Below are 9,112 nucleotides of genomic sequence, written 5' to 3' on the forward strand. Positions count from 1 at the left end.
TTATATTTGTTCAAAATCTAACCCCATGAAAAAAATTACTTCATTACTTGTTCTTCTGCTAGTTTTAGCTTCTTGCGGCAAGCGTCAAACCAGAGAAATGTTGACTTCTGGCGATTATGACAATGCAATCCAAAATGCTGTTGAAGGTTTACGAGGCAACAAAACAGCCAAAGGAAAACAAGATTATGTCTATATGCTCGAAGAAGCCTTTGCCAAAGCCAAAGAACGTGATTTGCGCAACATCAACGTTTGGTTTAAAGATGCCAATCCACAGAATTTAGAGAAAATTTACAATACCTATGTTCAATTAAACTCACGTCAGGAAAGCATTCGTCCATTATTACCTTTAAAATTGTTAAAAGAAGGTCGAAATGCTATTTTTCCTTTTGACGACTATTCAGACCAAATTGTTAGCAGCAAAAACGCTTTAGCAAAATATTTATATGACAATTCTAAAGCGCTTTTGATTAACAAAGATAAAAACGTGCTTCGTCGTGCGTATGATGATTTGGTTTACTTAAAAAACTTAAGTCCAGGATTTAAAGACACAGACAAGCTAATTGAAGAAGCTCGATTTAAAGGAACTGATTTTGTTAGCGTTTATACCAAAAACGAAACCAATATGGTTATTCCGGTTCGTCTTGAAAATGATTTATTAGATTTCAGTACGTTAGGTTTAAACGATAAATGGACAGTGTATCACAGCAATCGTCAAAAAGGAATTGATTATGATTACGGAATGATTGTCAATTTCCGTCAAATCAATATTTCACCAGAACAAGTGAGAGAAAAAGAACTACAAAAAGAAAAAGTTATAAAAGTTGGAGTTAAAAATCTACTAAATGCCAACGGACAAGTGGTTAGAGATAGTTTAGGAAACCCAATTAAAGTGGACGACATGAGAACCGTTCGTGCTACAGTATATGAATTTGCCCAATTCAAAGCCTGTCAAGTAAACGCAAAAGTAGATTATATCGATTTTAGAAATAACCAATTGCTACAAACTTTTCCTTTGGAAAGTGAATTCGTTTTCAATCACATGTATTCACGTTTGAAAGGCGATAAAAGAGCTTGCGAACAAGAATATTATCCAAACTTTGAACGAAGAGCAGTTCCGTTTCCATCCAATGAACAAATGGTTTATGACACCGGAAATGATTTAAAAAACAAACTGAAAGACATTATTACAAGGAATAAGTTTAGAAGATAAAACAAAAAACGCATTGAAATTCAATGCGTTTTTTTTATTGCTTTAATTCAAATACTGCTCTATTTTCCTAGCATCAATACTTTCATGAGAAGTATCAAAAATGGCTTTTCCATCTTTAATCACTATAATTTGTGGCGATTGATGAAAAACCCCAAAGCGCTCCGCAATAGCATTTGAAATATCACGATGGTTTAATAAATCAAGATAATAAGGAATGATTCTATCTTCTAATTCAAAATCATTTTCAAATTGCTTCAATGAATATCTACTGATACTACAACGTGTGCTGTGTTTGAAAATCAAGACTGGTTTTTCATTTGACAACTCAACAATTTCATTTAGTAACCCTAAATCGGTTAATTGCCTCCACGCTATTTTTGAAGATTTTTTTTCATCATCGGAAGAACCAAATATTTTTTTGAATAAACTCATAAAGCCTTTATTTTACATTGAATTGATTTTACAAAATTAAGACTTCTTTATTTAAAAAACGTGTTTTTATCTAGTGATTAATACCATCATTTTTTTGGTCTCTTCAAATTATAAATTACCCACATATGTTGTTTTAATGCAAATTAATTTCCTCTGTAAGTAGCATAGCCAAATGCAGAAAGCGTTATCGGAACATGATAATGCTTTTCATCTTTAATTTGAAATACTACCTCTATGAATGGATAAAAACTTTCAACATTATTTTTTTTGAAATAATCATTAGTAAAATAAATCAATTTATAAATCCCGATGTTAGATTTTTCAGAATTTAAAAAATCAGTAATTCTGCCATTAACATCTGTAATTTTTTCATCTACCAAATTCCAAGTTTTGTTTTGCTCGTTATATCGTTCCAATTTGATATGAACGCCACTAACTGGAACTCCTTTTGAAACATCTAGAATATGACTAGACAATTGATAATTTGCTTTTTGTGCAAAAATAATTGAAGCAAAAAGCGTTAAAGCGACGGTAAATAAGTTTTTCATGTTTTTTAATTTTAAATTTTTATTTTGATGTAGTAATTCCAAATTCTTGAATTGTTGCCGATTTCGCTAAAAAATCATCATTTTCTGGACTTCCGCCACCAGCAACTCCAATGCTTCCCACAATAGTTCCTTTATACCAAATGGGTGAACCGCCACTCAGTAAAAGCAATTCGGGTAAAGTGTTTAGATTTTTTGTATCATCATTTAGTTGTGCATTTCGCAATAATGAAAGTGTAGCCGTTTTTGTAGAAAGCGCAGTGAAAGCTTTTCTCTTTGCAGCATCTGCGTTATGTGGTCCAACACCATCGTCTCGAGTGAGCAAAATAATCGTTCCAGACGCATCAAGTATTGCTATGGCTACTTTTTTATTTAGCAAATGAGCTGACTCATTAACACGTTTCACTATTTCGAAAGACGCTGATAATGTCAAATTATCTACAGAATGAATATAGGTGTTAGTTGATATTCCAAGTTCTTTTGGTTTCTCTTTAGTTTGTGCAATACCAAAAAAAGGTATTAACAAAAGAAGTAAGTGCAACGTTTTCATATAAAATTTGTTTCAGCAAAATTAATTGCTCAAAAACAAAAAAACGTTGCTCTATGTCAACGTTTTCTATAATTTAGATTTGATTCTACTCAAAGTAGATGGAGAAATTCCCAAATAGGAAGCTGCCATTTTATTGGAAACTTTAAGCAATAGTTGAGGTTGGTGTTTTATTACCCATTTTACTTTATCTAAAGCATCAAAACCTTGAAAACCATATATTCTTTTTTGAGCTATTATGAAACCGAGCTCTAAAATTTCAGTATATAGTTGTGCAAATTGCGGTATTTCTTTAACTAAGCGATAAAAGTCAGCTCTTGATATGCATAAAAGTTCCGATTTTTCTATAGTCTGTAAATATTCCTCAGCAGGCAATTGATCAATAAAACTTGGTAAAGCAGTGGCAAAACTACCTTGAAATGCAAAAAATCGCGAACTTTCATTTCCATCTTTCGAAATGGTAAACAATCGAATGCTTCCTTTATTGATGAAATAATAAAAATTACACACTTGTGAATAATCCAAAAGAATTTGATTTCGCTTTGTTTTCAATAACACAAAACATGAACAAATCCTTTCAAGAGATTGTGCATCAATTTCAACTTTACTTTTTATAAATTTCTCTAAAACAGAATACATAATAATGATGATGTAAGGATAATCGATGAAGCATGTAATTAAATATCCTATTTTCAAATTTAGTGTAAATAAACTGAAAAATTGACATCAAACCCGACTATTTGTCGTAACTTTAATAGTGTTTCTAAATATAATCAAGCCATTTTGTCCTAATTTATCAATTGGAATACATCTTGTCAAGAGGAAAGTAGTAAGATTTAAGATTTCAGTATTAAGATTTGAGTATTAAGTATTAAGACTAAAGAATTACAATAAGAATATTATACAATTTAACAACAATACAACAAAACAAAAAAAATGAACATCAATAAATTAACAATCAAATCGCAAGAAGCGCTGCAGCAAGCACAGCAAATTGCACAAAGTTTCCAACAGCAACAAGTGGAAAACGAACACCTATTTAAAGGAATTCTCGAAGTTGACGAGAACGTTACTCCTTTCCTATTGAAGAAACTCAACGTAAACATTGATTTATTCAAGAAAATATTGGACAGTACTATTCAAAGTTTTCCAAAAGTTTCTGGTGGTGATTTAATGTTTTCTCGTGAAGCAAGTACAACATTAAACGAAGCCGAAATCATTGCTAAAAAAATGAACGACGAATTCGTTTCGATTGAACATTTAATCTTAGCTATTTTCAAATCCAAAAGCAAAATCGCCCAAATCCTAAAAGACCAAGGCGTAACCGAAAAAGGATTGCAAGCCGCAATTACCGAGATGCGTAAAGGCGAACGAGTAACATCTGCTTCAGCCGAAGAAACCTACAATGCTTTGAACAAATACGCCAAAAACTTAAACGAATTGGCTAAAAATGGCAAACTCGATCCAGTAATTGGTCGAGATGAAGAAATTCGTAGAGTATTGCAAATTTTAACGAGAAGAACAAAAAACAATCCGATGTTGGTTGGTGAACCTGGAGTTGGTAAAACTGCCATTGCCGAAGGTTTAGCACACCGAATTGTAGATGGCGATGTACCCGAAAATCTAAAAGACAAAATCGTTTTCTCTCTAGATATGGGCGCATTAATTGCCGGTGCAAAATACAAAGGTGAATTTGAAGAACGACTAAAATCGGTAGTGAAAGAAGTGACTTCTGCCGAAGGTGATATCGTACTTTTCATTGACGAAATTCATACGCTAGTTGGCGCTGGCGGTGGCGAAGGCGCAATGGATGCTGCAAATATTCTAAAACCTGCTTTGGCTCGTGGCGAATTACGTGCGATTGGTGCAACCACATTAGACGAATATCAAAAATATTTCGAAAAAGACAAAGCGCTCGAACGTCGTTTCCAGAAAGTTTTGGTTGATGAACCCGATACCGAAAGTGCCATTTCCATCTTGCGCGGAATCAAAGAGAAATACGAAACGCATCATAAAGTTCGAATTAAAGACGATGCAATTATCGCAGCCGTAGAATTATCGCAACGTTATATTACCAATCGTTTTCTTCCAGATAAAGCTATCGACTTGATGGACGAAGCGGCTTCCAAACTGCGCATGGAAATCAATTCCAAACCCGAAGAATTGGATGTTTTGGATAGAAAAATCATGCAGCTTGAAATTGAAATTGAAGCCATCAAGCGTGAGAATGACGAAACAAAACTCAAAGGTTTAGGTTTAGATTTGGCCAATTTAAAAGAAGAACGCAACGAAATTTTTACCAAATGGAAATCAGAGAAAGACGTAGTGGACAACATCCAAAACGTAAAACAAGAAATTGAAGATTTCAAAACCGAAGCCGAACAAGCAGAACGCAATGGCGACTATGGAAAAGTAGCCGAAATACGTTACGGAAAAATCAAAGAAGCCCAAGAGCGACTTGACCAACTTCAAAAACAGCTTGCCGAAAACCAAGCCGGAACTTCCTTGATTAAAGAAGAAGTAACCCGTGAAGACATTGCCGAAGTAGTGGCAAAATGGACTGGCGTACCAGTCATGAAAATGCTCCAAGGCGAAAGAGAAAAACTCTTGAAACTAGAAGACGAACTCCATCAAAGAGTGGTTGGACAAGAAGAAGCCATTGAGGCAATCAGCGATGCCGTGCGCAGAAGTCGTGCCGGTTTACAAGACATGAAAAAACCCATCGGAACCTTCCTTTTCCTTGGAACTACTGGTGTCGGAAAAACCGAGTTGGCAAAAGCCCTAGCCGAATACCTCTTTGACGACGAAAACGCCATGACGCGTATCGACATGAGCGAATACCAAGAACGCCACAGCGTGAGCCGATTGGTTGGTGCGCCTCCAGGATATGTAGGCTATGACGAAGGCGGACAATTAACCGAAGCCGTTCGTAGAAAACCCTATTCGGTTATCTTGCTTGATGAAATTGAAAAAGCCCATCCTGATACCTTCAACATCTTGCTCCAAGTGTTAGACGAAGGACGATTGACGGACAACAAAGGTCGTTTGGCCGATTTTAAAAACACCATTGTCATCATGACCTCCAATATGGGAAGTCATATCATACAAGAAAAGTTTGAAAACCTCAATGGAAGTATCGAAGCCGCAACCGAAGCCGCAAAAGTAGAAGTATTAGGCTTATTGAAGCAAACAGTTCGTCCAGAGTTTATCAATAGAATTGACGAAATAGTAATGTTTACCCCTTTAACCGCTGCCAATATCAAGCAGATTGTTGGCTTGCAATTAAAGAGCGTTATAAAAATGCTAGCACATCAAAACATTACTATGGATGCCACTCCAGAAGCCATTGACTATTTAGCCCAAAAAGGTTTTGATCCTGAGTTTGGTGCGCGCCCAGTAAAACGTGTTATTCAAAGAGAAGTTTTAAACCAGTTGAGCAAAGAAATATTATCCGGCAATATTAAAACCGAAAGCATTGTACTGCTAGACAGTTTTGATGGAAAACTGGTTTTTAGAAACCAATAATTTTATACAAATCATTTTTTAAAAAAGCATTATCCTGAGTTTAGGGTAATGCTTTTTTTTCCAGCTTCCTTCTCAATTCTCTAATTTGAGCTGTTAATTTAGGAATATCTTGTTTAGCGTTCGCAATAAATTCGTAGTCGGCTATTGTTGCTCCAATCATTTCAATATCTTCTCCACGATTTTCTTCAACACCAGTCATTATAAAATTTGAGCCACTTTCATGATCTCTGCCCTCTATATAAGCTTTCCATGGTCCATTTTGGGTTTGATTGGCGCGGGTTTCAATATCAACTAACTCTTTTTCCGTTAACATCTTAAATTTCTTTTTAAATAATTTTTCTCCACAATCTTTTTTTACCTAATATACTGAAATAGTTGTTATTAGTTGAGATTAAACTACATCTGAAAGTAAAACTCACTAAAATCGCCTATGGAGAGGTTTCCTTTTATTTGTTTTTAAGCACAATTCTTTGTTAGCAGTAGCTTTTCTATTTATTTAAGATTGAATATAAGTACCATTCGTTAACTTTCTCAATGGTTAAATGATCCGTTTTCATTTCTTCCCATGATTTTGAGAGATTTATCCATAGATATTTTCGGTGTTGCCAATCCGATAATATATCATCAATGAAGCTAGAATTTATTCCTTTTTCAATTAATGAGTTTTTTACATCTAAATTGTTGTCAAGAGATTTATCCCAACCAGCTTCTGTATTTCTTCCAATAAATGCAAAATCAAATAATTGAGTTGCGAAAAGTGTTCTTGTAACAATTTCAGAAGTATCTTTAGTATCAACATTTAAGTATGAAACAAAGTTTTTAACTCTTTTTTCGTCATCATATTCTTTTGCAATTTCATTCTCATAATGAAATAAGTGACAAAGACATAATAATTCATTTTGAATATCATAATCTAGATTTAAAAACCAATCTGAAATTTTCTGTAATGGTGTCATTTTGCACGGTTTAAAGTTACTGTCATCGTCAGTCTGTTAAAAAACTTCACAATCCTTCTACCAAATATACTAAAATAGTTATTAGTTCATCTAAAAAAACAAACCTCCTTTAAATCTGGCTAGTGTTGTTTTCAATTCTATTATTCTTTTTCAATACTAGTTTCCCAACCATCGTAACCTCCGTTATATTTTGAAGCTAGTTTCCACAATTGGATAACATATTCGTTAACACTTTCTTCGTCTACATTGTCTACACGTTTGATTTGTAATTGATATGGAAATTCATCTTTAATTTTATTTTTAGCAACAACGCTAAAATTTAATTTTTCAACTTCTTTAATATAGTTTTCTTGGTCTTTTTCAGTTTTAAAATATATCCAATGAAATACTTCACGTTCCAAAGTTAATTTGTCACCACCTTCTTCTAAATTATCAAGAACATTTCTATTTCCAATTTTTTGAAACTCTTCGTCTGTTGGATATAAAAGTTTATGATATTTATTCCAATTTTCGTCAACTTCAAAAGTTATTTTAGCATTGAACTTTTCATATTTTTTTAAAATATCTTGAAAAACAAGTTCTATTTTTTTGTCTTTCGTATAAAAGTAAAAATCTCTTAAACCGTTTGAAGTTATTCTCCCAACAAATATTTCATCTTTGGTTAGTTTTTCAATCATTCTGTCTTCAATTTCTCCAAACTCTGCGAGTTCCTCTTCGGATGAGCATAATCCTTCGCCATCAATATTGAGCATTTGAAATGATATTTTTAATAAATTTTGTTTTGACTTTATTGGAATAATTGAATTTAAGCCAGTATCGACGACAACAAATTGTTTTAAATTATTTTCTATTCTGTGATAAAATTCAAAATTTTCAGTATGATTTTTTTGGCCGAATAAATTTCCGAATATTCCCATTGATATAAATAAAATTATTTGTTTAAACATCTGTATTTTAAATATTTTGAGTTTCGTGAGATACACTTACAACTAACGGCAGACTGTGAAAAAACTTCACACGCTTCATTTCAAATATACTAAAATAGTTATTAGTTCATCTAAAAAAACAAACCTTCTTTAAATCTCCCGATGCTTCGGGATAAAAGAGGTCAAAATTTTATCTTTTTTTAAATTATTTTGAGATTTTGATGGTTAAACAACAGCTAACACTGTTAGTTAAGGTTTTTATCTGTTATAAGATGATAATTTTCTATAATAACTCTCTCTCCACGTTTCAGATACTCCATAATTTGTTTTTAAATATTGCGACAGCGAATAATCAACTTGAATTGTATTATCGGTAATAGTATTAATGCTTTTTAGAAGTGTTGAAAATTTTACATATTTGGCTTTACTTCCATTATGAGCAATTTCGCCTCGTGTTTTAATAAAATTATTAATTTCTAAAAGGGATTTTTGATGCCACATCAGAGTAAAATCTTCTATTCCTAAAAATCTTTTAAATAGCTTATTTAAGTTTTCTGAATTAGGCGTATTTAATGCGTTTGTTTCATTAATTGCATATCCTTTCCATAAATTTTTCCACCCGTTGTCTGCAAGTTCAATAGGGTAAATAACATTTTTACTTTCTCTTACCTTTTGACTAATATATTCTTTAATATACTTTGGTAATGAACTTGCTTCAATATTTGTTTCAAGTATTTTATCGATGCATTCTAATAAAATATTTTCTGTATATCTTTCCCATGCAGCACAAAGCATAACTATTGAACTTCTGGTTAAGAAGCCTAATTTTTTTTACCTTTTTTTCCTTTACTATAATCATAATGTGTTTTACAAAGCTGATCAACATCTTCTAATAATTCTAAAAAATCTAAATATGAATTTGAAGGCATAAATTCTTTTTTGGGTTAAAATTATAACTAACTCATTTAAAT

9 protein-coding genes and 1 pseudogene are annotated in these 9,112 nt (G+C 32.7%); 2 read left to right on the forward strand and 8 right to left on the reverse strand.

Going from position 1 to position 9,112, the window contains the following annotated elements; translation table 11 throughout:
- Window positions 1-25: 25 nt before the first annotated feature.
- Window positions 26-1,210: a hypothetical protein gene (locus tag IAI56_RS09275; RefSeq protein WP_187657602.1), complete on the forward strand. Its 1,185-nt coding sequence runs from the start codon at window positions 26-28 to the stop codon at window positions 1,208-1,210.
- 42 nt (window positions 1,211-1,252) lie between these two features.
- On the opposite strand, the gene ytxJ is transcribed toward IAI56_RS09275, so the two are convergent.
- The 4 genes from ytxJ to IAI56_RS09295 all read right to left on the reverse strand — a co-directional run bounded on the left by ytxJ (window position 1,253) and on the right by IAI56_RS09295 (window position 3,430).
- Window positions 1,253-1,642 (reverse strand): bacillithiol system redox-active protein YtxJ, encoded by a 390-nt coding sequence (gene ytxJ, locus IAI56_RS09280; RefSeq protein WP_187657603.1) that lies wholly within the window; start codon window positions 1,640-1,642, stop codon window positions 1,253-1,255.
- 143 nt (window positions 1,643-1,785) lie between these two features.
- Window positions 1,786-2,190, reverse strand: a complete 405-nt coding sequence (uraH, locus tag IAI56_RS09285) for a hydroxyisourate hydrolase (protein WP_187657604.1) — start codon at window positions 2,188-2,190, stop codon at window positions 1,786-1,788.
- Between the two features lie 19 nt (window positions 2,191-2,209).
- Complete coding sequence (locus tag IAI56_RS09290; protein WP_187657605.1) at window positions 2,210-2,737, reverse strand: heme-binding protein; 528 nt, start codon at window positions 2,735-2,737, stop codon at window positions 2,210-2,212.
- A gap of 66 nt (window positions 2,738-2,803) precedes the next feature.
- Window positions 2,804-3,430 (reverse strand): Crp/Fnr family transcriptional regulator, encoded by a 627-nt coding sequence (locus tag IAI56_RS09295; protein ID WP_239106960.1) that lies wholly within the window; start codon window positions 3,428-3,430, stop codon window positions 2,804-2,806.
- Window positions 3,431-3,670: 240 nt separating this feature from the next.
- Between IAI56_RS09295 and clpB the strand changes: the two genes are divergently transcribed.
- Window positions 3,671-6,259: an ATP-dependent chaperone ClpB gene (clpB, locus tag IAI56_RS09300; RefSeq protein WP_187657606.1), complete on the forward strand. Its 2,589-nt coding sequence runs from the start codon at window positions 3,671-3,673 to the stop codon at window positions 6,257-6,259.
- 40 nt (window positions 6,260-6,299) lie between these two features.
- Here the strand turns inward: clpB and IAI56_RS09305 are convergent, their stop codons facing one another.
- From IAI56_RS09305 to IAI56_RS09320, 4 genes and pseudogenes are all read right to left on the reverse strand, one after another.
- Window positions 6,300-6,572, reverse strand: a complete 273-nt coding sequence (locus tag IAI56_RS09305) for a hypothetical protein (RefSeq protein ID WP_187657607.1) — start codon at window positions 6,570-6,572, stop codon at window positions 6,300-6,302.
- A 175-nt stretch (window positions 6,573-6,747) separates the two neighbouring features.
- Window positions 6,748-7,215, reverse strand: coding sequence for a hypothetical protein (locus tag IAI56_RS09310; protein WP_187657608.1), 468 nt, complete (start codon window positions 7,213-7,215; stop codon window positions 6,748-6,750).
- Between the two features lie 140 nt (window positions 7,216-7,355).
- The gene (locus IAI56_RS09315; RefSeq protein WP_187657609.1) at window positions 7,356-8,162 is read right to left on the reverse strand and encodes a DUF695 domain-containing protein; all 807 of its coding nucleotides are present in this window, start codon (window positions 8,160-8,162) and stop codon (window positions 7,356-7,358) included.
- Between the two features lie 237 nt (window positions 8,163-8,399).
- Window positions 8,400-8,951 (reverse strand): annotated as a pseudogene (locus IAI56_RS09320) (HEPN domain-containing protein); the annotation flags it as partial.
- Between the last annotated feature and the right edge of the window lie 161 nt (window positions 8,952-9,112).

It is taken from the genome of Flavobacterium macrobrachii (assembly GCF_014486675.1).
Taxonomy (GTDB): Bacteria; Bacteroidota; Bacteroidia; order Flavobacteriales; family Flavobacteriaceae; genus Flavobacterium; species Flavobacterium macrobrachii.